The organism is Pseudomonas sp. (assembly GCF_041601375.1).
Classification (GTDB): domain Bacteria; phylum Pseudomonadota; class Gammaproteobacteria; order Pseudomonadales; family Pseudomonadaceae; genus Aquipseudomonas.
This window is the reverse complement of sequence record NZ_JBFIIG010000050.1, coordinates 1-24719: the sequence shown is the minus strand read 5'-3', so window position 1 is coordinate 24719 and position 24719 is coordinate 1. Positions and strand designations below refer to the sequence as shown.

At 63.0% G+C, this 24719-nt stretch carries 27 protein-coding genes and 1 pseudogene; 17 read left to right on the top strand and 11 right to left on the bottom strand.

Going from position 1 to position 24719, the window contains the following annotated elements; translation table 11 throughout:
- Both ABZE94_RS09400 and ABZE94_RS09395 read right to left on the bottom strand, forming a co-directional pair.
- Positions 1 to 115: pseudogene (locus ABZE94_RS09400) on the bottom strand (FMN-dependent NADH-azoreductase); the annotation flags it as partial.
- 268 nt (positions 116 to 383) lie between these two features.
- Positions 384 to 701, bottom strand: coding sequence for a 3-phosphoglycerate kinase (locus ABZE94_RS09395; protein ID WP_372875268.1), 318 nt, complete (start codon positions 699 to 701; stop codon positions 384 to 386).
- Positions 702 to 786: 85 nt separating this feature from the next.
- Between ABZE94_RS09395 and ABZE94_RS09390 the strand changes: the two genes are divergently transcribed.
- Genes ABZE94_RS09390 through ABZE94_RS09380 form a run of 3 tightly spaced genes read left to right on the top strand, consistent with a single transcriptional unit; the run spans position 787 to position 3101 of the window.
- A complete protein-coding gene (locus ABZE94_RS09390; RefSeq protein WP_372875267.1) occupies positions 787 to 1713 on the top strand; it encodes a LysR family transcriptional regulator in 927 nt (308 codons plus the stop codon).
- Positions 1714 to 1725: 12 nt separating this feature from the next.
- Positions 1726 to 2553, top strand: coding sequence for an alpha/beta fold hydrolase (locus ABZE94_RS09385; RefSeq protein WP_372875266.1), 828 nt, complete (start codon positions 1726 to 1728; stop codon positions 2551 to 2553).
- The gene (locus ABZE94_RS09380) at positions 2547 to 3101 is read left to right on the top strand and encodes a peptidylprolyl isomerase (protein WP_372875265.1); all 555 of its coding nucleotides are present in this window, start codon (positions 2547 to 2549) and stop codon (positions 3099 to 3101) included. Before ABZE94_RS09385 ends, ABZE94_RS09380 begins: the two co-directional genes overlap by 7 nt.
- A gap of 349 nt (positions 3102 to 3450) precedes the next feature.
- Here ABZE94_RS09380 and ABZE94_RS09375 read toward each other — a convergent pair whose 3' ends face one another.
- The gene (locus ABZE94_RS09375) at positions 3451 to 3666 is read right to left on the bottom strand and encodes a hypothetical protein (RefSeq protein WP_372875264.1); all 216 of its coding nucleotides are present in this window, start codon (positions 3664 to 3666) and stop codon (positions 3451 to 3453) included.
- 289 nt (positions 3667 to 3955) lie between these two features.
- On the opposite strand from ABZE94_RS09375, the gene ABZE94_RS09370 reads away from it, so the two are divergent.
- Positions 3956 to 5788 (top strand): ABC transporter ATP-binding protein, encoded by a 1833-nt coding sequence (locus ABZE94_RS09370; protein ID WP_372875263.1) that lies wholly within the window; start codon positions 3956 to 3958, stop codon positions 5786 to 5788.
- Positions 5789 to 5885: 97 nt separating this feature from the next.
- Positions 5886 to 6362, top strand: a complete 477-nt coding sequence (locus tag ABZE94_RS09365; protein ID WP_318959602.1) for a transposase — start codon at positions 5886 to 5888, stop codon at positions 6360 to 6362.
- Positions 6363 to 6482: 120 nt separating this feature from the next.
- Here the strand turns inward: ABZE94_RS09365 and ABZE94_RS09360 are convergent, their stop codons facing one another.
- From ABZE94_RS09360 to ABZE94_RS09335, 6 genes are all read right to left on the bottom strand, one after another.
- On the bottom strand, positions 6483 to 7607 hold the full coding sequence (locus tag ABZE94_RS09360) for a GNAT family N-acetyltransferase (RefSeq protein ID WP_372875262.1): 1125 nt from the start codon (positions 7605 to 7607) through the stop codon (positions 6483 to 6485).
- Positions 7608 to 7697: 90 nt separating this feature from the next.
- Positions 7698 to 9008 carry an OprO/OprP family phosphate-selective porin gene (locus tag ABZE94_RS09355; protein WP_372875261.1) on the bottom strand — a complete coding sequence of 437 codons (1311 nt, stop codon included), beginning with the start codon at positions 9006 to 9008 and terminating at the stop codon, positions 7698 to 7700.
- 560 nt (positions 9009 to 9568) lie between these two features.
- On the bottom strand, positions 9569 to 10009 hold the full coding sequence (locus tag ABZE94_RS09350) for a hypothetical protein (protein WP_372875260.1): 441 nt from the start codon (positions 10007 to 10009) through the stop codon (positions 9569 to 9571).
- Between the two features lie 214 nt (positions 10010 to 10223).
- Complete coding sequence (locus ABZE94_RS09345) at positions 10224 to 10457, bottom strand: anti-sigma factor (protein ID WP_372875259.1); 234 nt, start codon at positions 10455 to 10457, stop codon at positions 10224 to 10226.
- Positions 10451 to 11062 (bottom strand): RNA polymerase sigma factor, encoded by a 612-nt coding sequence (locus tag ABZE94_RS09340; protein ID WP_372875258.1) that lies wholly within the window; start codon positions 11060 to 11062, stop codon positions 10451 to 10453. Before ABZE94_RS09340 ends, ABZE94_RS09345 begins: the two co-directional genes overlap by 7 nt.
- Positions 11062 to 12183 carry a beta-ketoacyl-ACP synthase III gene (locus ABZE94_RS09335; protein WP_372875257.1) on the bottom strand — a complete coding sequence of 374 codons (1122 nt, stop codon included), beginning with the start codon at positions 12181 to 12183 and terminating at the stop codon, positions 11062 to 11064. Before ABZE94_RS09335 ends, ABZE94_RS09340 begins: the two co-directional genes overlap by 1 nt.
- Before the next feature lie 384 nt (positions 12184 to 12567).
- Here ABZE94_RS09335 and ABZE94_RS09330 point away from each other — a divergent pair, with 384 nt between their 5' ends.
- Positions 12568 to 13179 carry a LysE family translocator gene (locus tag ABZE94_RS09330; RefSeq protein ID WP_372875256.1) on the top strand — a complete coding sequence of 204 codons (612 nt, stop codon included), beginning with the start codon at positions 12568 to 12570 and terminating at the stop codon, positions 13177 to 13179.
- Positions 13180 to 13262: 83 nt separating this feature from the next.
- Here ABZE94_RS09330 and ABZE94_RS09325 read toward each other — a convergent pair whose 3' ends face one another.
- Both ABZE94_RS09325 and ABZE94_RS09320 read right to left on the bottom strand, forming a co-directional pair.
- The gene (locus ABZE94_RS09325) at positions 13263 to 13565 is read right to left on the bottom strand and encodes a cell division protein ZapA (protein WP_372875255.1); all 303 of its coding nucleotides are present in this window, start codon (positions 13563 to 13565) and stop codon (positions 13263 to 13265) included.
- A complete protein-coding gene (locus ABZE94_RS09320) occupies positions 13562 to 13810 on the bottom strand; it encodes a hypothetical protein (protein WP_372875269.1) in 249 nt (82 codons plus the stop codon). The genes ABZE94_RS09325 and ABZE94_RS09320 overlap by 4 nt, the downstream gene beginning before the upstream one ends.
- Before the next feature lie 326 nt (positions 13811 to 14136).
- Between ABZE94_RS09320 and ABZE94_RS09315 the strand changes: the two genes are divergently transcribed.
- The 11 genes from ABZE94_RS09315 (at position 14137) to ABZE94_RS09265 (ending at position 24479) form a co-directional block, all read left to right on the top strand.
- On the top strand, positions 14137 to 15480 hold the full coding sequence (locus ABZE94_RS09315; RefSeq protein WP_372875254.1) for an erythromycin esterase family protein: 1344 nt from the start codon (positions 14137 to 14139) through the stop codon (positions 15478 to 15480).
- Positions 15481 to 15686: 206 nt separating this feature from the next.
- Positions 15687 to 16505 (top strand): trehalose-phosphatase, encoded by an 819-nt coding sequence (otsB, locus tag ABZE94_RS09310; RefSeq protein ID WP_372875253.1) that lies wholly within the window; start codon positions 15687 to 15689, stop codon positions 16503 to 16505.
- Positions 16505 to 18301: a glycoside hydrolase family 15 protein gene (locus tag ABZE94_RS09305; RefSeq protein WP_372875252.1), complete on the top strand. Its 1797-nt coding sequence runs from the start codon at positions 16505 to 16507 to the stop codon at positions 18299 to 18301. Before otsB ends, ABZE94_RS09305 begins: the two co-directional genes overlap by 1 nt.
- The gene (locus ABZE94_RS09300; RefSeq protein ID WP_372875251.1) at positions 18283 to 19668 is read left to right on the top strand and encodes a trehalose-6-phosphate synthase; all 1386 of its coding nucleotides are present in this window, start codon (positions 18283 to 18285) and stop codon (positions 19666 to 19668) included. Before ABZE94_RS09305 ends, ABZE94_RS09300 begins: the two co-directional genes overlap by 19 nt.
- Before the next feature lie 413 nt (positions 19669 to 20081).
- Entirely contained in the window at positions 20082 to 20618 is a 537-nt protein-coding gene (locus tag ABZE94_RS09295; RefSeq protein ID WP_372875250.1) for a GrpB family protein, read from the top strand.
- Positions 20619 to 20703: 85 nt separating this feature from the next.
- Positions 20704 to 21069 carry a cupin domain-containing protein gene (locus ABZE94_RS09290; RefSeq protein WP_372875249.1) on the top strand — a complete coding sequence of 122 codons (366 nt, stop codon included), beginning with the start codon at positions 20704 to 20706 and terminating at the stop codon, positions 21067 to 21069.
- Between the two features lie 86 nt (positions 21070 to 21155).
- Positions 21156 to 21557: a hypothetical protein gene (locus ABZE94_RS09285; protein ID WP_372875248.1), complete on the top strand. Its 402-nt coding sequence runs from the start codon at positions 21156 to 21158 to the stop codon at positions 21555 to 21557.
- Between the two features lie 113 nt (positions 21558 to 21670).
- Entirely contained in the window at positions 21671 to 22207 is a 537-nt protein-coding gene (locus ABZE94_RS09280; RefSeq protein WP_372875247.1) for a VOC family protein, read from the top strand.
- 179 nt (positions 22208 to 22386) lie between these two features.
- Positions 22387 to 22548 carry a DUF2986 domain-containing protein gene (locus ABZE94_RS09275; protein ID WP_372875246.1) on the top strand — a complete coding sequence of 54 codons (162 nt, stop codon included), beginning with the start codon at positions 22387 to 22389 and terminating at the stop codon, positions 22546 to 22548.
- Positions 22549 to 23193: 645 nt separating this feature from the next.
- Positions 23194 to 23580, top strand: coding sequence for a hypothetical protein (locus ABZE94_RS09270; protein WP_372875245.1), 387 nt, complete (start codon positions 23194 to 23196; stop codon positions 23578 to 23580).
- Positions 23581 to 23675: 95 nt separating this feature from the next.
- Complete coding sequence (locus ABZE94_RS09265) at positions 23676 to 24479, top strand: class I SAM-dependent methyltransferase (RefSeq protein WP_372875244.1); 804 nt, start codon at positions 23676 to 23678, stop codon at positions 24477 to 24479.
- Positions 24480 to 24719: the final 240 nt, after the last annotated feature.

Genomic DNA, 24719 nt, shown 5'->3' with positions numbered 1-24719 from the left:
GGATGTGATCGGCTGGGTGAGCGGCTTGCCACTGGGCGATAAATTGCTCGGTGAGCTGACGCGAAACCGAGCCTTGCTGGCGGGCGCTGCTTTCGATTACCAGAACTTTGGACATGTTATTGCTCCATCGAGAGGGGTTGGTTAACGTCGATGGAGCAAAGAGTAGAGACACAACAATCGATTAAAAAGCGCAAACAACCGCTCATACCTATCGAATAAATTGATTTATGCAGCACCTCGCACTAGGATCGCTAATGCTCATGACGGCAGCGGTCATTTCGGAGGCTGGGAAAACATCGAAGGTCGTCGCGAGAGCGCCGTCGGGCGAGCCCAACGCAGTTGCAGCCGCCCGGCGACGGTCGCAGCAGGCAAGGGATTGTTTCTCAGCCTCTCAGGCCACAGGTCAACTGCACGCGCAGCTTGATGATGCTGCGGGCGAATTTTATCGTCAGGTTGCTGCTCTGCCCCGGCGCCAACAATACTTTGCGGGTACGCGGCGCCTCGGGACCGTTGCGGAACACCCCGGTGCACTCGGCCGCGGTCTCACCGTAGTTGTAGAGCAGCACGGCGCCCATGTTGTGATCGATTTCCTGGGTCGTGACCGACACCTCGGCACCGTTGAACTGTTTTTCCACCTCGATCGGATAAGCGAAAGCGGCAAGTGGCAACCAGGCGATCAGGGCACAGCAAAACTTTTTCATGCGGCAGTCTCCAACAAGGGACCGCCAGTTTAGAGCGAGTTGGCCTCAGCTTGCACCCAACGACTCGCGTGAATAGGAGAGGATAATGAAAGCGCCCCGCGTAACCCTCGATCAATGGCGTACGTTGCAGGCCGTAGTCGATCAGGGTGGCTTTGCCCAGGCAGCCGAGGTGCTGCACCGCTCGCAATCCTCGGTCAGCTACACCATTGCACGGATGCAGGAACAGCTCGGCGTGCCGTTGCTGCGCATCGACGGGCGCAAGGCCGTGCTTACCGAGGCCGGAGACGTGCTGCTGCGCCGCTCGCGGCAACTGGTCAAGCAGGCCAGCCAGCTGGAAGACCTGGCCTACAACATGGATCAGGGCTGGGAAGCCGAGGTACGCCTGGTGGTCGACGCCGCCTACCCGACCGCGCGGCTGATCAGGGCGCTGGCCGCCTTCATCCCGCAGAGCCGCGGCTGTCGCGTGCGCCTGCGTGAGGAAGTGCTCTCCGGCGTCGAGGAAGTGCTGCTGGAAGGCACCGCGGATCTGGCCATCAGCAGCCTGTCCATGGTCGGCTATCTGGGCCATGAACTCTGCGAAGTGGAATTCGTGGCGGTTGCCCACCCCAACCACCAGTTGCACAAGATGCAACGCAAGCTGACCTTCGAGGATTTGCAGAACCAGTTGCAGGTAGTCATACGCGACTCGGGGCGCAGCAAACCGCGCGACGTCGGCTGGCTGGGTGCCGAGCAACGCTGGACGGTCAGCAGCCTGTCGACCGCCGCCAACTTCGTCAGCAGCGGCCTCGGCTTCGCCTGGCTGCCGCGCCACCTGATCGAGCGAGAGTTGAGTGAAGGCACCCTCAAACCCCTGGAGCTGGAACAGGGCGGCAGCAACCATCCACGCTTTACCCTCTACAGCCACAAGGACAAAGCCCTGGGCCCGGCCAGCCGGATTCTCGTTGACCTGATCAGAAACTTCGACGCGGCACCGCTCACCTCAGCTTTCGCCGCCCCCCAATCAACCAGCTGACAGGAATCATCCATGTCCTACTACGAGAACGACGGTTGCCAGTTGCACTACGAGGAGTACGGCGAGGGCGCGCCGGTACTGCTGGTTCACGGCCTGGGTTCAAGCACCCGCGACTGGGAATACCAGATCCCCGAACTGGCTGCGCACTACCGGGTGATCGCCATCGACATCCGGGGCCACGGTCGCTCGGACAAGCCGCGCGAGCGCTACAGCATCGCCGCTTTTGCCGAAGATGTGTGCGCATTGATCGAGCACCTGGGGCTCGACAGGGTGCACCTGGTGGGCATCTCCATGGGCGGCATGATCGGTTTTCAGTTGGGCGTCGACCACCCCGAACTGCTAAAGAGTCTGTGCATCGTCAACAGCGGCCCCGAAGTGAAGGCGAAAAACCCCTTCGAGTACCTGGAGATCGCCAAACGCTGGGGCCTGTCACGCCTGTTCAGCCTGGAGACAATCGCCAAGGCACTGGGCAACCTGTTGTTCCCCAAGCCCGAGCAAGCCGAACTGCGGCGCAAGATCGAAGAGCGCTGGCCACAGAACGACAAGCGCGCCTACCTGGCCAGCCTCGACGCCATCATCGGCTGGGGTGTACGCGAACGCCTGGCGCGCATCACCTGTCCTACACTGGTGATCGCCGCCGATCACGACTACACGCCAGTCGCGCAGAAAGAGGCGTATGTCAAGGAAATGTCCAACGCTCGCCTGCTGGTGATCGAAGATTCGCGTCACGCCACACCACTGGATCAACCGCAACGCTTCAACAGCAGCCTGCTGGCCTTCCTCGAAGAAGTCGAACAGGCCGCCTCCACTCCCCTCAAAAAGGATCCACAAACATGCTGAAGACACTCGCCCTCGCCGCCTGCTCCGTACTCTTTGCCAGTAGCCTGCTGGCTGCAGAGAACCCGAAGGTACTGCTGACCACCAGCCTCGGTGAAATCGAAATCGAACTGAACGCGGAAAAAGCCCCGGTCAGCGTGGAGAACTTCCTCGGCTACGTCGACAGCGGCTACTACGCCGGCACCCAGTTTCACCGGGTGATCCCAGGGTTCATGGTGCAAGGCGGCGGCTTCGACGCCGACATGCAGCAGAAGCAGCCGCAAGCACCGATCAAGAACGAAGCCGACAACGGCCTGCACAACGTGCGCGGCACCCTGGCCATGGCCCGGACCCAAGTGCGCGACTCGGCCACCAGCCAGTTCTTCATCAACCACAAGGACAACGCCTTCCTCGATCACGGCTCCCGCGACTTCGGCTACGCGGTATTCGGCAAGGTGCTGCGCGGCATGGAGGTGGTCGACAAGATCGCCCAGGTACCGACCAGTAATCGTGGCGGCCACCAGAACGTTCCGCGCCAACCGGTGCTGATTCTCGAAGCCAAGCGCCTGTAAGCCAGGGGCGGCACATGCCGCCCGCCCCTTTGGCAACTGCCGCGTAGCCGCACGTGCCAGGCCGCAGGTCGAGCGCCGTGGCGAGAGCGTCTCCGAGCGTTCGCGGCAAGGCGCAGCACCGTGCAGGGCGGCGTTCCGTTGGGAGGTAGGGCGGCCTCGGAGCGAAGCGACAGCCCGCCAGCTTTATATGTCGCGCCGATCACCACTGGTGCACTGCCTGCGGCGAGTACAGCCTACGGCTCGCGGCTTGCTCTAGAGCGTAGGGCGGCCGCACGTACCCCCGCCTTGCAGCCTGTGGCACCGGCTCCCCTCCCTCGAGCTGGGGAACCGGCCCGGCACACCTCGCAGCTTATTGCTGGTAGTCATCCTCGGCAGGCTCTGCCGGTGCGGGTTCTGCGGGCATGGGCTCACTTGGCATAGGCTCTGCTGGCATAGGCTCCGCCGGCATGGGAGCGTCCTGCTCCATCGGTGGTGGCGGCACCGGCGCGCTGGGCTGGGCCGGCTCGTCGTCACAGCCCATCAACGTCAGGGCGAGTAATACGGGTAACAGGAATGAAATACGCATGCTTGACCTCCATTATTAGTGAGAGATCGCCCGAACTCGGGTCAGGCGGATTAATTCGCCTCCTCATTTTTATGGACCGGTGCCAGGCGCAAGAGTGCCGGAACGGCCAACAATAGCGGCTGCTTGGCAGCCAATTCTGACCCCGCGGGCCAGAGCCCCTGCCGAGGATCGACAGCATTCGCCTGCGCTCAGGGGAGGCCTTGATCCTGTGGCATTGCCGGCAGTCGAGCGGCGGCGGGTTAAGGGATAGAATCGGTACTTCCACCACCGCCAAGGCAGGATGCCTGAGATGCTGTTTCGCCGTTTCGAAGCCCTGATCGACGTATTCAAGACCAGTCCGGACGCCGCGCCGCCGGCGGGCATCCTGCCGTTCTACGCCCACTACTTGCGCCAGGTCTGGCCGCTGATGATCGCCGTGCTGGTGGTCGGCTTCTTCGCCGCAGTGATCGAGGTGGCGCTGTTCAGCTTTCTCGGCCGCCTGATCGACATGGCCCAGGCCACCCCGAGCGCCGCGTTCTTCGACCAGTATCAAGGCGAGTTGCTGTGGATGCTGTTGGTGGTGCTGCTCATCCGCCCGCTGGTGTTCGGCCTGCACGATCTGCTGGCCAATCAGGCGATCTCGCCGAGCCTGACCAACCTGATCCGCTGGCAGAACCACCGCTACGTGCTCCAGCAGAGCCTGAGCTTCTTCCACAACGACTTCGCCGGACGCATCGCCCAGCGCATCATGCAGACCGGTCCGGCGCTGCGCGACTCGGCCATGCAGGTGGTCGACGCACTCTGGCACGTGCTGGTCTATGCCGGCAGCGCGCTGTACCTGTTCGCCGCGGCCGACCTGCGCCTGATGCTGCCGCTAGCCCTGTGGCTGGCCGGCTACTGCCTGCTGCTGTGGTACTTCGTGCCGCGGATCAAGAACCGCTCGACCAGGGCCTCGGCGGCGCGCTCCAAGCTCATGGGCCGGGTGGTCGATGGCTACAGCAACGTCACCACCCTCAAGCTGTTCGCCCATTCCCGCGAGGAAGAAGGCTACGCCCGCGAGGCGATGCAGGAGCTGCTCGACAAGGTGCGCCTGCAGACCCGCACCGTCACCGCCCTGGATTTCAGCGTGACCTGCCTCAACGGCCTGTTGATCGCCGCCACCGCTGCGCTGGCCCTGTGGCTGTGGAGCCAGGACCTGATCAGCAGCGGCGCCATCGCCCTGGCGGTCGGCCTGGTGATCCGCATCAACAACATGGCCGAGTGGATCATGTGGGTGGTCAACGGCATCTTCGAGAACGTCGGCACCGTGCAGGACGGCATGCGCACCATCGTCCAGCCGCGCCAGGTGTGCGACCGGCCTGAGGCCGAGCCGCTGCGGGTCAGTCGAGGCGCGGTGCATTTCGAACACATCCACTTCCACTACGGCAAGCCCGGCGGGGTCATCGCCGGCTTCGACCTGCGCGTACGCCCGGGCGAGAAGATCGGCCTGGTCGGCCCGTCCGGCGCCGGCAAGTCGACCCTGGTCAGCCTGCTGCTGCGTCTCTACGACCTGCAGGACGGGCGCATCCTGATCGATGGTCAGGACATCGCCACTGTGACCCAGGAGAGCCTGCGCGCGCAGATCGGCGTGGTCACCCAGGACTGTTCGTTGCTGCACCGTTCGATCCGCGACAACCTGCGCTATGGCAAGCCCGGCGCCAGCGATGCGGAGCTGCTGGAGGCGGTGCGCAAGGCCCGTGCCGATGCCTTTATCCCACTGCTCGACGACGGCCAGGGCGGCCGCGGCTTCGATGCCCGGGTCGGCGAACGCGGGGTCAAGCTCTCCGGCGGCCAGCGCCAGCGCATCGCCATCGCCCGGGTGCTGCTCAAGGACGCACCGATTCTGGTGCTCGACGAAGCCACCTCGGCGCTCGACTCCGAGGTCGAGGCGGCGATCCAGGAAAGCCTCGACACCCTGATGCAGGGCAAGACGGTGATCGCCATCGCTCACCGCCTGTCGACCATCGCGCGCCTGGACCGCCTGGTGGTGATCGACCAGGGCCGCATCGTCGAAACCGGCAGCCACCGCCAACTGATCGAACGCAGTGGCCTCTACGCCCGCCTCTGGCAGCACCAGACCGGCGGTTTTGTCGGGGTGGAGTGAACGCGGGCATAGAACTCGGCGCCCCCCCTCCCCAACATGGGCCACCGCATCCCCGTAGGAGCGGGCCATGCCCGCGAAATTCCCAAGGAGAACGCTTATGGACGAGCATTACAGCCACAAAAAACCGGGCCACGCAGCTTTGCGCAAAGGCCGGGTATCCCTGGGTAATACGGCTTATCTGATCACTGCAACCAGCGAACACCGCGAACCGCTGTTCACCCACTTTCCAGCCGCCTGCTCGGCCGCGCGCTGTTTCGAGGACGCCACCTTGCTCAGGGAGAGCCAAATGCTGGCTTGGGTGCTGATGCCCGATCACGCTCACTGGCTATTGCAGCTTGGCGACAAGGACAGCCTCGGCGAGGTGATAGGCCGACTCAAATCCGCCAGTTCCCGCCATACCAACAGGGCCCTGAATCGAACGGGCCCGCTCTGGTCGAAAGCCTTTCATGATCATGCCTTACGCGAAGAAGACGACCTGCAAGCCATCGCCCGTTACATCGTGGCCAATCCGCTGCGGGCGGGTTTGGTCAAGCGGATTGGGGATTATCCGTTCTGGAATGCCATCTGGCTTTGACAAGGCTCAGCGATGGTTGGTGTATCCAACCTCGCTTCGCGGGCACGGTCCGCTCCTACGGGTGATGTGTAGCCATGTAGGAGCGGGGGGGACGCCCAGTTCCATGCCCGCGAAAAAACCTCAGCCCTGCCGATATGGCAACAACCCGCGCGCGTCCTCGGCGTAGCCCTGCACTCCCTGGCGCTCGTCCTGGAGAAAATCTGCCACCGCCGCGCGCAGGCCCGGGTGGCAGAGGTAGTGCCAGGAGTGAGTGATCACCGGTTCGAAGCCGCGGATCAGCTTGTGTTCGCCCTGGGCGCCGGCATCGAAACGCTGCAGCCCCTGGGCAATCGCATAGTCCATGCCCTGGTAGAAACAGGTCTCGAAGTGCAGCCGGTCGAACTCCGCCAGGCAGCCCCAATAACGGCCGTACAGGCTATCGCCACCGAGCAGACTGAAAGCCATGGCCACCGGCCTGCCGCCCTGGCGAGCCAAGACCACGCGAATCATCTGCGGCAGGCGTTCGCCCAGCAGGCTGAAGAAGGTCCGGCTCAGATACGGCGACTGGCCGCGTACCCGGTAGGTATTGGCGTAACACTGGTAGACAAAATCCCACTCGGCCTCGCTGAGTTGATGCCCTTCACGCCAGTCGAACTCGATGCCCTGCCCCGCCACCTGCTCGCGCTCCTTGCGCATCTGCTTGCGCTTGCGCGAACTGAGGGCATCGAGAAAATCCTGGAAATCCCGGTAGCCGCGGTTGTGCCAGTGGTATTGGCAGCCGAGGCGCTGCAACCAGCCGTCACGCCCCTGCAGCAGCGCATCATCGGCCGCGCTGGTGAAATTGATATGCAGGCTCGACAGCCCCTGCTGCGCCAGGCTGGCGCTCAGCTCGTCGAGCAGTTGCCCGGCGGCGAGCGGATCGCCGAGCACACGCTGCCCGCTCACCGGCGAGAAGGGTATGGCCCCCAGCAGCTTGGGGTAATAGTCGATACCCGCCCGGTGACAGGCGTCGGCCCAGCCATGGTCGAACACGTACTCGCCATAGGAGTGGCTTTTCACATAGGCCGGCATGGCCGCCAGCACCCGCCCCTGGCCGTCCTGCAGCACGCGATGCGCCGCCTGCCAGCCGCTGCGGCCACCCACGCTGCCGCTGTCTTCCAGCGCCGAAAGAAAGGCGTGGCAGAGAAAAGGCTGCTGATCGATGCGCAAGGCATCCCAGCTCGAGGCATCCAACTCGTTCAACGCAGACAGGGTCGATATAGGCATGGCCGCAGTCTGGCCTGTTGTCCTGACGAAAAAAAGCCCCGCACGAGGCGGGGCTTGAAGGGAGCAGCCTTATACGCGTGGTGCGGTTACTTAGAATACGTACTGGGCGCGCAGGCTGATGGCATCGCCATCATCGTCGCCATTGGCGTTCACGATGTCGTCAACACTGGTGTGCAGGTAGTTGGCGGAGATCTTCACGGCTTCGTTGGCGTACCAGTTCATACCGATGGTGTGGGTCTTGGCGCTGGCTTCAGCGGTATCGGCAGTAAGGCCGAGCAAGCCGGCATTGGAGGGCGCAACCGCGGTCTCGTCGACCGTGATGTCGTCGTAGCGGTAGAAGACTTCCCAGGCACCGATCTGCTTGTTCTCCGGTTTGATCTTGTCGAACTTGCCGCCATCCATCTTGTAGCTGCGCGATTCACCGGTCAGGGTGTAGGCGACCTGCACGTTGTAGCCGCTGGCCTCCAGATCGTTGTCGTTGCCATTGGCCACTGCATCGCCATCGGCGGTGCGAGCCAGGTACTCACCCTGGATGGAGAACGGCCCGATCATATAGGCCGCTTCCGCGCCCCAGGCCTGATCGGTGCCATCCAGCTTAGCGCCACCGAAGGTGCCACGGTTGCCGTTGACGCTATCTTCGGTGGTGCCGCGAACCGACAACCGCGACTTGATCGACTCATCGAAACCCGCCTCTACTTCACGGGTCGCGTAGTTCAGGCCGAAGTGCAGAACCTGCTTATCCTGGACGATCGGGGCAAATACACCGCGCGCTACGAAAGTGGTGTTGTTCTGGCCATCTTCGTCCTGGTTGCCGTCCTGACGATAACCACCGACTTCACCGTGGAACATGTCGCCCAGCGTGGCACGCAGACGGATGCCTTCACCATTCTCATGGCTGTTCAGCCAGGGGGCGAGGTCATAAATGGCCGAACGCTCGATGGCCGTGATCCACTTGGAGCTGACGGCTTCTTCCAGACCGAAGGTCGGATTGATGCGACCGACCGACAGCTGGACCGGTTTCCAGCCATTGTAGTGAATGGCCAGTTCATCCCAGTCGCTGGCTTTGTCGCTGAAATTGCGATTGAAGGTATAGCCCCAGTCGGTGAAGGCTACACCGGAAATCTCCAGACGGGCACGACGGAAATAGGTTTCATCGGCACGATTGCCATTCTTGGTGTAGAAGCCGTCGAAGCTGTCCGCATCGGCCTGGAGACGACCATTGATCTTGAAGGAAAATTCCTTGTCGGTGGTGGCCACTTCCAGGCCGCCCTTGGTCTTGACCACGATATCGGCGCCGTCGGTGGTAACGGTGCCAGCGAAAGCCTGGGCGGAAACGGCCAGAGCCAGGGCGCTGGCTGCGAAACCGGCCATTGCTCCACGGAAGCTGTGCTTACGGATCATCGAAGATTCCTCTAAAAGACGTTTAGTGTTGAAAACACCCGAGCGGTCGCGCTCGTTCGTGCTGCAGGGAATCTTGGCGACGGGTTATGTCAGCGCGGTTGCTGATATATAAATTTTTGATGACATTGGAACTTTTTTACTTCGAATTTCTATAAGCAGGAATTGGTCCCCCCGAGCATCGAGGGCGATGCGGAGCAGGCTGCGCTTAAGAGCGCAGTCGGGCGGCGTTCCGTTCGGAGGTAGAGCGGCCCGGGACGCCGGCCGCTCGTAGCGAAGCGACAGCCCGCCAGCTTTTGTGCGGCGCCGATGATCGACTGTGCGCGGTCCGCTAGTGTGCTGTCTCGCAATAATCATTGTTCAAGCGGCTGCGGCCGGCCTGTGTAGGGCGCGCGGGGGGCGCCTAGCAGGCCGTGCGCACCACTGACAATCAGGTGCCTGGTGCGCACGGCCTAGGCGGCCCCGCACACCCTACGAGCCGGTATCGTCGAAACAATAGTTCTGAGACAGCACTCTAGGGGGCTGGAGACGGACGCAGCAGGCGAGAGTTGTTGCACACCCTCTCAGCCCTCGGGCTTGGCGCCCCGCGCGGCGATTCGAGCGTACCAGGCTTCCAGCACTTCGCTACGCTCGCCGGCCACCACCCGCAGCAACTCGATCCGCGCCTGAGCGCGATCGACGCCGTGGCGCACCAGGTAGCCAAGCAGTTCGTCAAACCGCCGTCGCCGGCTGTGCCCGGCCGCCGAATCGTCGCGCCGCGACATGCAGTCCACCAACAGGGTGGAGCCGCACACGCAGTTGCGAAAGACCTCGACCAGCGGCCCTGCATCGTCGATAACCGCCTTCAGGCCGGTGATGCCGGGGCGGATCGCCTGGGTCTGCTGGAAATAATCCACCTCGCTTGCGAAGACCCGGCCGCAGTTGCGGCAACGCTTGGGAAAGTCGTCATGGCCGAGCGCCTTGAGGCCGGCGAACCAGGCAGCGTGGTTGGTGATCGATGGCATCCCGTTCTCCCGCACCAGGATAATGACTGGCTGATTAAGCATAGCCGCAAGCGCCGCCTGGACTGGGTGACTGCCGAAATAAACGGCAGCGGGCACCCAGGAGACTCTCTCAGCGCGTAGGGTGGGCTTCAGCCCACCCTACGAAATTGTTATTCAACCAATAACGGGTACATAGCCAATAAAAGTCGGAGCGACCGGCATCCAGGAACCCCTCTCAGCGCTGCAGGCGCCGCAACTCGGCCAACTTGGCGGCCAGGGCATCGAGCTCGGTGATCGGCTCTCGCGGCAGTTGGCGCAGCACAGCCTGGCTCAGGCGCATCTGCTTGATGAAACGTCGGCAGCGCAAACACATGGCCAGGTGTGCGCGCACGGCCAAGCGCTGACGCAAGTTCAGCTGGCCATCCAACAAGTCACTGGTATGTGCCACCAGTTCCTTACAACTCAGCATTGACCGGTCTCCTCGAAATGCTCCAGGGTGGCGAATACCTTCAGGCGCGCCCTGTGCAACAACACCCGAACATTGGAGAGCGAGACCTGCAAAAGATTACAGATCTCGTCCAACTCCAGGCCCTCGCGTTCACGCAACTGCAGCACGCTGCCTTGCAACTCGGACAGGCTGCCCAGGGTTTTCTCCAGGCACTCGCGCAACTCGGCTTCGGTCAGCAGGGCTTCCGGGCTGTCCTGATGCCAGGCGTGGGGGGCCAGCAACCAGTGGCCATCCGCGGCAAAGCGCTCGTCGCCGACGCTGCCGTGCGGCCCTGGCAGGTCGTCCAGCAAGACCTCGCGGCGGTTGTGCTTGAGGCGGGTCTTGGCGGTGTTGGCGGTGATGGTCAGCAACCAGGTCTTGAGGCTGGAACGGCCCTGGAAGCCTTCCAGATTGCGCACCACCGCCAGCCAGGCGTCCTGTACCACTTCGTCGGCATTGCGGCTGCCGACGATGGCGAAGGCCACCGCGCGCATCGCCCCCTGATAGGTGGCGACCAACTCGCGGAAGGCCTTCTCCTCGCCGGCCAGCAGGCGGGCGAGCAGTGCGCTATCGGACGGGTAGTCCATCAACGCTTACGCAGAATCACGCTGCCGATCGAGTAGCCGGCGCCGAAGGAGCTGAGCACGCCCAGCGCGCCACTCGGCAGGTCGTCCTGATGTTTGTGCAGGGCGATCACCGAACCGGCCGAACTGGTGTTGGCGTAGCTGTCGAGGATCACCGGGGCCTCGCCCGGCTCGGCATCGCGGCCGAGCAGCTTGCGGGCGATCAGCAGGTTCATGTTGAGGTTGGCTTGGTGCAGCCAGAAGCGCTTGACGTCGCCCACGTTCAACTGGTTTTCCGCCAGGTGGCTGGCAATCAGCTCGGCGACCATCGGGCAGACTTCCTTGAACACCTTGCGGCCTTCCTGGACGAACAGCTTGTCCGACGCGCCAATCCCCTCTTCTGCGGCACGGTTGAGGAAGCCGAAGTTGTTGCGGATGTTGTTGCTGAACTGGGTGATCAGCTTGCTGCTGATGATGTCGAACTGCTGCGCAGAGGTGGCCAGATCGGCCCGCTCGACGATCACCGCGGTGCAGGCATCGCCGAAGATGAAGTGGCTGTCGCGGTCGCGGAAGTTCAGGTGACCGGTGCAGATTTCCGGGTTGACCATCAGGATCGCCCGTGCCTGGCCGAGCTGGACGGCGTTGGTCGCAGCCTGCAGGCCAAAGGTGGCCGAGGAGCAGGCCACGTTCATGTCGTAGCCGAATCCCTGGATCCCCAGCGCCGCCTGCACTTCGATGGCCACCGCCGGGTAGGCGCGCTGCAGATTCGAGCAGGCGACTATCACCCCGTCGATATCCGCTGCGCTCTTGCCCGCGCGGGCCAGCGCTTCCTGGGCGGCGGCGACGGCCATCTCGCAGAGGATGCCCCACTGCTCGTTGGAGCGTTCGGGGATGCGCGGCACCATGCGCTGCGGATCGAGGATGCCATCCTTGTCGATCACGAAGCGGCTCTTGATCCCCGACGCCCGCTCGATGAAGGCGCTGCTCGACTCGGTCAGCGCCTCGACCTCGCCACGGCCGATAGCCGCGGCGTTGGCGGCGTTGAACTGCTGCACATAAGCATTGAAGGATTCCACCAGCTCGTCGTTGGAAATACTGTTCGCTGGGGTATACAGGCCGGTACCACTGATCACGGCGTTGTGCACGGTCAATCCTCTCGTTCTCTCGCCGCACGGGGCGGCCAATTATCCAGGCAACCGCTGGCAGGCGGCCATCGGCATGAAATCTGGGAGCCGGCGGGGTGCACGCACACCCCCTTCCAAGCCGCAGAGTGTGCCACAGCCAAAACAGTTTCGCCCGCACCTCAAACAAGCGCTTGACTGGCGGCCTGTCGGCTATCGCTAGAGCGGTGCCAGATAGAGGCCGATGGCCCCGAACAAGTGTAGTCCGCTCATCCGGCAGGCGATAATTCCAGATCTTCACGCCGCCAGCCGCAGAGTCGGCTTGACCGGCACGCCCTGCGGGGGAAAAGATGAGCGCCTGGTTCTGCCAACGATCATGCAACAACCACCTGCGACGGATACCCAAGCATGGCCCTGCACACCTGGCTGCTCTACCTGACCGCCGTCACCGGCCTGGCGCTGACGCCCGGGCCCAACGGCCTGCTGGCCCTGACCCACGGCGCGCTCTATGGGCATCGCCGCACCCTCTGGACCGTGGCCGGCGGAGTCAGCGGCTTCGCCGTGCTGATGGCCCTGTCGATGTTCGGCATCGGCGCCCTGCTGAACGCCTCGCTCGACGCGTTGATCCTGCTCAAATGGCTCGGCGGTGCCTACCTGATCTGGCTCGGCATCCAGCTCTGGCGGGCACCTGCGCTGCACCTGGCCGCAGTCGCCCCGGGCGCCGCCAAACCCGGCCCGGCATTATTCCGCCAGGGCCTGCTCTCGGCCCTGTCCAACCCCAAGGTGATCCTGTTCTTCGGCGCCTTCCTGCCACAGTTCCTCGACCCGCAGCGCAGTCTCTGGCTGCAATTCGCCGCAATGGCGCTGACCTTTGCCCTGGTCGAGGGCCTCGTCGAATACCTGCTGGCCCGCGCCGCACACCGCATCCGCCCCTGGCTGGAGCGCAGCGGAAAAGGCTTCAACCGCTGCTGCGGCGGACTTTTTGCGTTGATGGGCGCGGCCTTGCCGATGACCCGCTAGCTAGCCGGAGCGCGCAGCCAAGCGCTTCACGGACTAGCAGCAGACCCGAGTCAGCACCGGCCGACTCGCGCCTGCGCACCGGCTCACGCCTGGCGGATCAAACCGGCGATATCGGCGACTCTGGCGCTGACCGCGCCCTCGATACGCTCGATCTCCTGCCGATGGCGCTGCTCCAGTTCGACCTGCCGAGCACACAGCTTCAACGCCGTGAGCACCAGCAGGCGCTCGCCGATCAGGGTCGGCGACTGGGCCTTGGTCTCGGCCAGCAGGCGCTTGAGTAGCAGCGCCGACGCGGTAAGGTCCGCGTCTTTGCCTTCAGGCACCTTGATGCTGTAGTCGTTGCCCAGGACTGAAATAACCTTGATCGCTGTACCGTCACCACTCATACGTTGGCCGGGCTCGCCTTGACAGTGCTGCTGCCGGTGGCCAGTTCGACCAGGGCCTGGATCCGCGTGGTCGTGGCGCTGTGCAACTCTTCCTGCTCGATCGCGCTCAACTGCAAGGTCTCGTTTTCATCCTTGATCTGCGCCAGTTCGCTGCTCAATTGCGCGTTTGCGCTCTGCAGCGCCTTGTTCGCCTGCACAAGGTCACTGACCAGCTGTTCCAACTGACTTAGGCTATTTTCCAACATATTGATTACTCGAGCTTTTTGGCGGGCCGCCACAATAAAGAAAAGCCCCGGGAGAAGCCAGGTGTCACCGAACGGCATTTTCGACCAGACGCCACCCCATGATCGACAACGCCCCTTAATAGAGGCCAGAGTCCTGAACTCGACATCCCCGCAGGACCAGCACAATTCAGTCGGTCCGACAGCCCTATCCCGCCATGAGTTCCCCGGGCTGGGCAGTCAGGTCCGGCGCACCCGCCACGAACGGCGTGCGTTCGTCGCCGCGCAATGGCCCCTGAGCCTGGCCGCACTACGCTGATAAGTGATCGAATCGTCAGCTGAGGTGCGTCATGGGATCCCCGGTCGAAATCGCCAAACGCTCGTCCACGCAGGCGGCCGACCTAGCGGCACTCATCCGCCAATTCGCCGAACCCCTGCCGGATGTGCACAGCAGCGCCTTCGGCGAACTGTTCGACCGTTACGGCGATGCCCATGTGGTGCTGATCGGCGAGGCCAGTCATGGCACCTCGGACTTCTACCGAACCCGCGCCGCCATTACCCAGCGCCTGATCGAACGGCACGGTTTCAACATAGTCGCCGTCGAGGCGGACTGGCCGGATGCCGGACAACTCGACCGTTTCGCCCGCCAGCGCGACGCCTCGGCCTGGACCCAAAGCGCCTTCACCCGCTTCCCCACCTGGATGTGGCGCAACACCGATGTATCGCGCTTCATTCACTGGCTGCACCACCACAACCAACCGTTGCCCGAGGGCCAGCGCGTCGAGTTTCGCGGCCTGGATGTCTACAGCCTGCGCAACTCCATGGCCGAGGTCCTGCACTATCTGGATCAGGTCGACCCGCAGCAGGCCCAGCAGGCACGCCAGCGCTATGGCTGCCTGTCGCCCTGGCAGGACGACCCGGCACGCTATGGCTTGTACGTCGAACACGGCAAAGGCGATTCCTGCGAGAAAGCCGTGCTCGCCCAGCTCAACAGCCTGCTGGGCAAACGCCTGGAAGCCTTCGCCCAAGACCACGAAGACCTCTTCAATGCCGCGCAGAACGCCCGGGTGGTGCGGGCGGCCGAGCAGTACTACCGAGTCATGTACCGCGGCTCAGCGGCTTCGTGGAACCTGCGCGACCGGCATATGTTCGAGACCCTGCAGGCCCTGCTGCAGCACCGCGGCCCCGCGGCGAAAGCGGTGGTCTGGGCGCACAACTCGCACATCGGCAATGCCGCCGCCACCGCCATGGGCTGGCGCGGCGAATTCAACATCGGTCAACTCAGCCGGATTGCATGGGAGCACGACGCCGTGCTGATCGGCATGGGCACCGACCATGGTCAGGTGGCCGCCGCCGACGACTGGGATGGCGCCATGCACATCATGGACATCCGCCCGGCTCGCCCGAACAGCTGGGAATATCAATTTCACCAGAGCGGCCTCGGCGCCGCCCTGCTCGACTGGCGCGGTCCCAAGCGACAACCGGTGCGCGACGCCCTCTCCACCCTCCTGCTCGAACGCGCCATCGGCGTCATCTACCGGCCGCTGACCGAGCTGCAAAGCCACTACTTCCAGGCCGTGCTGGCCGATCAGTTCGATGCCTTCGTCTGGCTCGACGAAACCCACCCGATCAAACCACTCGGCGCCCCCGGCAGCGCGAGCCACGATGACGAGACCTACCCGTTCGGGATCTAGGCTGAAACAAGCTGCTGAAGACCTGCCAAAAGAGCAATCCGCCCCCCTGACTCGCGACCATGACACCCTACCCGGTCCGGGTAGGTGGCATGCCCGCCCCCGAGTCGATCCCCCCGGCATGCAGTGCTATTCTTGGGTTTCCCGTCCTCTCGTTCGCTGCCGCCGATGCAGTGCAGCGGCGCAGTTGGCAATGTGGAGAATGGCCCATGTCTCGTCCGATCGTTCAAGGACCAGCCGGCGCGGCCAGTGCCACACGTGACGGGGCTTCGGCAAGTGCCCGGCTCGACGCCTGGCTGGGCGACCACGGGCAGGCGTGCGCGTTGTTTCTCGATGTCGACGGCACTCTTCTGGATATCGCCGAATCCCCCACTGCGGTCTGCGTCCCGCGCGAATTGAGCACAGCCCTGGAGTGCCTGCACCGCCGCCTCGGCGGCGCGCTGGCGCTGGTCAGCGGCCGCCCGGTCGACGAACTCGACCGGCTCTTCGCCCCGCTGCAGCTGCCCGCCTGCGGTGTCCACGGGGCCCAGTGGCGAACACGCGCCGACGAACCGCTGCGCCATGAGGCCGCGGCGCCCCTCGCCGCCCCCGTGCGTGAGCGACTGGACGCTCTCGCGCGCAGCCATGCCGGCATCCTGAGCGAGGACAAGGGCAGCAGTTTCGCCCTGCATTACCGCGCCGTACCGGCCGCCGGCCAGGCGCTGGCGGCCGCCCTCCACGCGCTGCTCAGCGAGCCCGAGGGTGCGGGGCTGCGCCTGCTGCCCGGCAAGATGGTGTTCGAGGTCATCGCCCATGGCAGCGACAAGGCCCAGGCGATCAGGCGCTTCCTCGAGGTGCCGCCGTTCGCCGGGCGGCGGCCGCTGTTCATCGGCGACGACGTGACCGATGAACCCGCCCTGGCGCTGATGCCCGAGCTGAACGGCCTGGCCCTCTCGGTCGGACGCCTGCTGCCCGGCGCCAGTGCCGTCTTCAGCGATGCGGCGGCGGTGCGGGCCGCCCTCGTCCGTGCGACCAAGGGGACTGGATGATGATCAAGCACCGGGGCGCACTGGAGCTCGGACTCATCGGCAATTGCCGCGTCGCCGCGCTGATCAATACCCTCGGTCGTCTGGTGTGGTGGTGCTATCCGAACTTCGATGGCGACCCGGCCTTCTCGCGCCTGCTCGCCGGCGACGAGGAGAAGGGCTTCTGCGACTGCCTGCTCGATGGCCTGAGCAGCAGCCGCTCGGCCTACCTGCGCAACACCGCGATCATCGGCACCACCCTTGAGGACGCGGCCGGCAACGCCGTGCGCATCACCGATTTCGCCCCGCGCTTTATCCAGTACGGGCGCAACTTCCGCCCGGCCCAGTTGTGCCGCCTGATCGAGCCGCTGCAGGGGCTGCCGCGCATAACCCTGCGCATGCGCCCGACCCATGGCTACGGCAAACCCTGCCACGCCGTCGCCGGCTCCAGCCACATCCGCTACCTGGGCGGCGTCGACACCATCCGCCTGACCACCGATGCGCCGCTGTCCTACATCCTGCGCGAGACGCCATTTGCCCTCACCCGTCCGATCGGCATGGTGATGGGCGTCGACGAGCCGCTCGACGACGCCCCGGAAGAGATGGTCAAGGGTTTCCTCAAGCGCACCAGCGCCTACTGGCACGAGTGGGTGCGCGCGCTGGCGATCCCCTTCGAGTGGCAGGAGGTGGTGATCCGCGCCGCGATCACCCTCAAGCTGTGCAGCTTCGAGGAGACCGGCGCGATCATCGCCGCTGTCACCACCTCGATCCCGGAAGCCCCCGGCTCGCAGCGCAACTGGGATTACCGCTACTGCTGGCTGCGCGACGCCTATTTCGTGATCCTGGCGCTCAACCGCCTCGGTGCGACCAAGACCATGGAGCGCTACGTCGATTTCATCACCACGGTGGCGGCCGGCGGTGCCGAGCTCAAACCGCTGTACGGCATCGTGCCCGATCTGGACCTCAGCGAGCGGATCGAGCCCGATCTGGCCGGCTTCCTCGGCCACGGGCCGGTGCGGGTCGGCAACCAGGCCGCCGAGCAGATCCAGCACGACGTCTTCGGTTCCGTGGTGCTGGCCGTGGCGCAGAGCTTCGTCGACGAACGCCTGCCGAATCCGGGCGATGAGGGCATGCTGCGCCTGCTCGAGTCGCTCTCCTCGCGGGCGGCCTGCTTCGCCTTCGAGCCCGACGCCGGCATCTGGGAGTACCGCGGCCGCCAGCGCGTGCACACCCATTCCGCCCTGTTGTGCTGGGTCGCCTGCGATCGGGTCGGGCGCATCGCCGCACGGCTCGGTCTGGCGCCAGCGGCAGCGACCTGGCAGGCGGAAGCACGGCGCCTGCGCGAACGCATCCTGCGCGAAGCCTGGAGCCAGCGCCGGCAGTCCTTCACCGGCACCTTCGGCCACGAGGACCTCGACGCCAGCGTGCTGCTGATGAGCGAACTGGGGATCATCGACGCCAACGATCCGCGCTTCATCGCCACCGTCGATTGCGTGGGCCGCGAGCTCAGTGTCAAGGGCCACCTGCTGCGCTATGCCACGGCCGACGATTTCGGCCTGCCCGAAACCGCGTTCCTGGTGGTGAAATTCTGGTACCTGGACGCCCTGGCCGCGATCGGCCGCCGCGACGAGGCCCGCGAGCTGTATCGCGAACTGGTCGCCGCGCGCAACACCTACGGCCTGCTGGCCGAGGACCTGCATCCGCATAGCGGCGAGATGTGGGGCAACATTCCGCAGACCTACTCGATGGCCGGGCTGGTCAACACCGCAATGCGCCTGTCCATCAGCTGGGAGGAGGGTCTATGTCGCGGCTCGTGGTGATATCCAACCGTGTCTCGCTCCCCGACGAGGACGGCAGACCCGCACCGGGCGGCCTCGCGGTGGCGGTGGAAGCCACCCTGCAGGGCCGCGACGGGCTCTGGTTTGGCTGGAGCGGGCAGGTGTCCGACACACCGCCGCCACCCACCACGGTCGATTGCGGGCACATGCAGTACGTGCTCACCGACGTCCGCCCGCAGGATTTCCAGGAGTACTACAACGGCTTCGCCAATCGCGTGTTGTGGCCAATCCTGCACTACCGGCTCGATCTCGCGGAGTTCAGCGAGGCCGACCTGGACGGCTACCAACGGGTCAATGCGTTCTTCGCCGAGTGCCTCGATCCGCTGCTCGAGCCAGACGACATCCTCTGGGTGCATGACTACCACCTGATGCCGCTGGCGCTGGCCCTGCGCGCGCGCGGCCATGCCAACCGCATCGGCTTCTTCCTGCACATCCCCATGCCTCCGCCCGACCTCCTCACCGCCCTGCCCCACCACGCCGAAGTGGTCGGCGCGCTCACCGAATACAACCTGATCGGCTTCCAGACCGACAATGACGCAGGCAACTTCACCCGCTACCTGACCCACGTGATCGGCGCGACAACCCGCGACGGGCGCCACTACCACCTGGGCCATCAACACTTTCGCGTCGGCGTATTCCCGGTGGGTATCGATGCCGCAGGTTTTCGCCGCCTGGCCGAGGCCTCGACGCACAGCACCTTCGCCGAGGAACTCGACGAAAGCCTCTCCGGCCGGACCCTGATGGTCGGCGTGGACCGCCTCGACTACTCCAAGGGCATCGTCAACAGGCTCGATGGCTACGAGCGCTTCCTCGAAAAATACCCCGCATGGCACGGCCACATCAGCTACCTGCAGGTCGCGCCCGGCAGCCGCACCGACATCCCCGAATACATCGAAATCGATGCTGCGGTCAGCGCCAAGGTGGGGCACATCAACGGCCGCTTCGGTGCCGCCTGCTGGGTGCCGCTGCGCTACGTCAACCGCAACCACAGGCGCGAGGACGTCGCCACCATCATGCGCATGGCGCGGATCGGCCTGGTCACCCCCCTGCGCGACGGCATGAACCTGGTGGCCAAGGAGTTCGTCGCCGCCCAGGACCCGGCCGACCCGGGCGTGCTGATCCTCTCGCAGTTCGCCGGCTCCGCCGCCGAGCTGGGCGCGGCGCTCATCGTCAACCCCCATGACCGCGACGCCATGGCCGACGCCATCCACCGCGCCCTGGACATGCCGCTGGAGGAACGCCGCACGCGCCACCGGGAGATGTACGCCGTGCTGGAGGCCAACCACATCCGCAACTGGGGCCGCAGCTTCATCAAGGCCCTGACCTGGCCGGGACGCCCGCCCAAATGATGGCCGGAACTGAATAACGCCAGCGCCGGCCCGGCTCAGGCGTGCGCTGCCAGGCCTTGGCTTGGCTTGGCTCGAGCGGCGCACTGCACTATGCTCGGTCAAACCAAGGGAGTGTCAGCCCCGCCTATTCGGCAAGGACCGTCGTGACTCCCTGACTTTGTGCAGTCACCAGCCCCCGAAGTGCGCAGGCGGCGGTAGCCTGCCTGTCGAAGTCGAGATCCTTCACCAGCAGGCGGGCCGCCATGACGTCCCCCTTGGTACTCTCGATACCGATCCAGGAATACAGGCACATCGTCATGTATTCGTGAATAGCAAGGCAACGTGGTTCGAGATTACGGATGGGCTTCCTCAACATGCAGAGTACGACTGAGGCAGTGATAACAGATCGCACAAGGCCTTGTAGAGAACCGGCCATGACCGAAGACGAATCCCTCCTCGCTGCTATCTACGAAGACGTAGCACTGCACTCGTATGACGCCTCTTGGCCTCAGGCGTTCGAAGCCGAGCGAGATCGCCTCCTCTCTCTGTTCCCAGGTACCTTCAAAGACGTTCAGCACATCGGAAGCACCGCGGTTCCGGGACTCAGTGCCAAACCGGTCATCGATATTCTTGCCGGCGTTCGGTCCATCACAGTTGCTAAACGACTGGCGCCGCCGTTGTGCCAATCCGGCTACACCACTTCTGCAGAGTTCAACGAGTCCTTGTCGGATCGCAAGTGGTTCATGCGCTGGGCAGACGGGCATCGAACCCATCATCTTCATCTCGTCGTCCATGGCAGTCCCGTCTGGCACGAACGGCTGAGGTTCCGCAATGCGCTACGGTCCAGCCCAGCGCTCGCAGCAAAGTATGCCGCACTCAAGACTCAGCTCGCCGCGACGCACCCAAAAGATCGGGAGGCCTACACCGATGCCAAAGCAGAGTTCGTCCGTGCCATCATGCGCGAGGCTTAACCCTTCCATCGAGGGGACCGTTCCCAGCGGGCCTCGCCCGCCTCCAGTCGCCCCCATGTCAAACGTTAGCTGCAGGAGGTACTCAATGAACTACGAGGCACTCAACTTCGAAAACAAGCTAGCCCTTTTCGACGAGCAGTGGGCGCCCAAAGTAATTGCCGAGATGAACGACTATCAATTTAAAGTAGTTAAAATCAAGGGGGATTTTGTCTGGCATGACCACACAGACACAGACGAAACCTTTATTGTCCTGGACGGTAATTTACGTATTGACTTCCGCGATGGGCATGTAGATTTAACGAAAGGTGAAATGTACGTTGTTCCAAAGGGTAAGGAACACAAACCTTTCGCAAAAGAAGAAGTGAAACTTCTACTCATCGAACCTCGCGGCGTACTTAACACGGGTCATGAGGACAGTGACCGAACGGCTACCAATGATGTGTGGATCTAAAACAGCGAACAAGGTGCTGAAATCGCTCGCGGGGGCGGGTTAGCGTCCGTCCCTTGGCTTAGTCGTTAGCCGCGACAGGAGGCACAATGGCGCTCGACCTCGCGACAAAAACACTGTTGATCTGGGTCGCCATTCTGTTACTGGCAATGCTCAATGGCGTACTACGAGAGTCGGTTTTTATTCCCCAGCTTGGCAGAGCGCCGGGGCTGCTCCTCAGCGGCCTGCTTCTGTCGGTGTTGATTTTGCTCGTTGCGTATTTCTCGCTCCCATGGCTTGCCGCTCGGCAGCCCGGTCAACTTGTTGCCATAGGGCTTGGCTGGCTCGGCCTTACGCTGAGCTTTGAGTTCGCCTTTGGCCTGCTGCAAGGCACGTCGTTGCCGGTCCTCCTGGACGCGTACACATTCAAGGGTGGCAACATCTGGCCCGTTGTCTTGCTCGTTACGGCTTGCGCGCCGTATCTGGCAGCCAAGCTAAGGGGATGGAGGTAATGCGGGTAGCGCCTAACCGTTGGTTCAGCCGACCCCGCTTCGGATTGTCTTGCACCCGGGCCGGCCCGCGTTAACATCGGCTTCAGTACCACCCACATCAAGGACAAAAGGAAATGGCATTCCCGTCGTTGTTACTCAGCCACCTCGAACTCTACGTAAGCGACATTAAACGTGTCGAGCAATTCTATACGCGCTGCCTCGGCTTTGTTGTGACGGACCGTGGCGACGGCGATGAGGGAATGGTCTTTCTAAGTAGAAACCCGACCGAACACCATCAGCTTGTGCTAAACCCACAACCAACACGCCCGGCGTCAAAAAGTCCGGTGGACCATATTTCCTTTCGCGTCCAGTCGCTTTCCAAGCTACGCCGATTCTACTTGTCGATATCCGAAGCGCAGCTTCCATTCGAGTCCGTCTCCCACGGTACAACCTGGTCGCTATACTTACGAGACCCCGAAGATAATCGAATTGAGATATTTACAGATACGCCTTGGTACGTCCATCAGCCCTGTAAGTTCAAGGTCGATCTGCAGCTCTCCGATGAAGAATTGCACGCACTAACCAAAAGCAAGATCTCCGAACTGCCAGGGTTCTGCCCGATCGAGGACTGGCGCCGCTTGCATTTCTCTAGCGTTGCTGGTGAATTTTAACTATTCACGGGGACGGTGTGCCACCGCCCTTAACCTAGGAAAGTTCTGAAGTCAGCCAGAAATACATGGCTACCTCAGACCTTCCTTAACCAAACGTTATACACTAAGAACTCGCAGCAGGACCCTGATCAACACTCTATATCTGGCATCATTCAGACTTTACTAGTTGAGTAGAACACATGAATCGACGTAAAAAAATAAAACAATTATTAAAGGCTCACGCCAAAAAAGCCAGTGCCAAATTGGCACCCAAAAAGAAGTCTACATACATCAGTAAAGCTGACCGAATGAAGATAGCACCTGAATCCAGCCAAGACTCAACCATCTCTGCTGAGAGCTGATATAAGTATCTCAAGCGCCAAGGCAGCGCTATAGAATGGCCGTTACGGAACTCTGCGCGGTCGCGCACAACAAGCCGCTGAACTCGCTGGGATGGCGCGCTGCCGCCCCCTAGCTTAATCGTTAGGCCTCGCAGGAAAACTGCACTCAGCATTACTATATTAACGAGCATCGGCGGATATGCGGGAATACACACAGATACTCAGCAGCCCACAACATCAAAGGCCACAGATATATATTATGCAAATGGCGCCGGGCACTTCTGAAGCAAGCGCGATCACCCAAAAATGGCACCGCGGCCTTAGAATCCGAGCGAAAGTGGTGCGGCGTTACTTGATAGGCAATAGTTCCCATCTCATTAAAACTGCCCCATATGCGAAAACCACATCGAAGTAAACTTTGAAAACAATGAGCCAAGCACATGCCGCGCAGGCAGGGTAAGCCTTGGTGATTTTTATGGTGGCGGGCCTGGGCGTATGGCTTGGCTCGGGAATTTTCAATGGTACAGAATCTTCATTGTGCACCGCAAAATGAGCCTGACATGTATTTAAAATTGCTCGCTTCGCTCTCTGGGACGGGCTAAAGCCCGTTCCTTAACCTATCGTTAGGCTGCACACTCATCTTCCACTGCAGCAGAGGGAACCACGATGCGCATCGCCAAGCAGGACATACCCGTCAGGATCGATATACCCGGTGCCGTTGCCCGCCAACTGACAAACTTTGGCGACGCCACCGGATTCGGCATGATTAGCGGCGAATACTTCACCCTCGGCAGAGGCACGGATATCGCCCCTTTGCTCCAAGGGCTTGAGGGCGACCTGTGCCAATCTCCACATTGGGGTTACGTGCTGCAGGGCGAACTCACTGTGACCTACGCAGATGGGACAAATGAGTCGATCAGCGGCGGTGACATCTTCTACTGGCCACCCGGACACACGGTCAAAGTCGGCCAGGATGCGGAGTTGATCCTCTTCAGTCCGCAGCATGAGCACAGCCTGGTGATAGATCACATGTTGAACAAATTGGCTGGCTGAAGCAGAGGCCTGACCATCAGTGCAAGCCAAACCCGCTGTGCGGGTCGGCTCAGTTCAGGTGTTAGGCATCGCATGATGCACAGAAGGCCCTGACCATGGATCGCAAGCATGTGTCCGACACCTGGGCGCGCGGCAACCCTTACGAGCAGTACGTCGGCCGGTGGAGCCGTCAGGTTGCGCCCAGGTTTCTCTCGTGGCTCAACATTCCGCCGGGCCGACGCTGGCTCGACGTGGGATGCGGCACAGGCGCGCTGTGCGCGGCGATTACCGCCCACTGCTCCCCGTCATCGGTCGCGGGCGTCGATCCTTCCGAGGGTTTTATCCAGGCCGCGAGGGCGGATCTGGCGGGCCGGGTGACGCTGCACCTTGGCAGCGCAACGGCGATTCCACTCGACGACGCCTCGGTCGACGTGGTGGTCTCCGGGCTGGCCCTGAACTTCATTCCAGACCAGCACGCCGCACTGCTTGAGATGGCGCGGGTAACCGGCAAGAGCGGTACGATCGGCGCATACGTCTGGGATTACGCGGGAAAGATGGAGCTTATGCGCTTCTTCTGGGATGCGGCCAGCGAGCTCGACCCGTACGCCGCGAAGCTCGATGAAGGCGCCCGATTCCCCTTGTGTCGCCGAGAGGCACTGGCAACACTTTTCGCCAGCACCGGACTGCAACAGGTCGAAGTGGCGCCCATCGACATAGCGACACCCTTTGCGGACTTCGATGACTACTGGCAGCCGTTCCTCGGCGGCCAGGGGCCGGCTCCCGCCTATGCCATGTCGCTCGACGAGACCGCCAGGGCGCGCCTACGGGACCGCCTAAGGGAGCGTCTACCAACCGCTGCGAACGGGTCGATCTCCTTGACGGCAAGGGCTTGGGCGGTTCGTGCAAGTGTTGCAAGGTAGAAGATGCCCAACCACGTGAAACGGCTTGTCGATCATTCCTGCCATCAAAGGAACGCTTGGCTGTGCCAGTTGCCGCTGCAGCGGCGCGGGGGCACCAGACCGACCAGCAGGTTGTTGGCCAGGACCCGCTTTGTCGTGATCGTTACGCGCCGCGATTCGCGTGGCCCGGCTAGTGGCGCGAACGCCGTGGATCAGCAATGTGCCGCACGATCACCCGAACGAATCGCCGTGCGAGCCCGT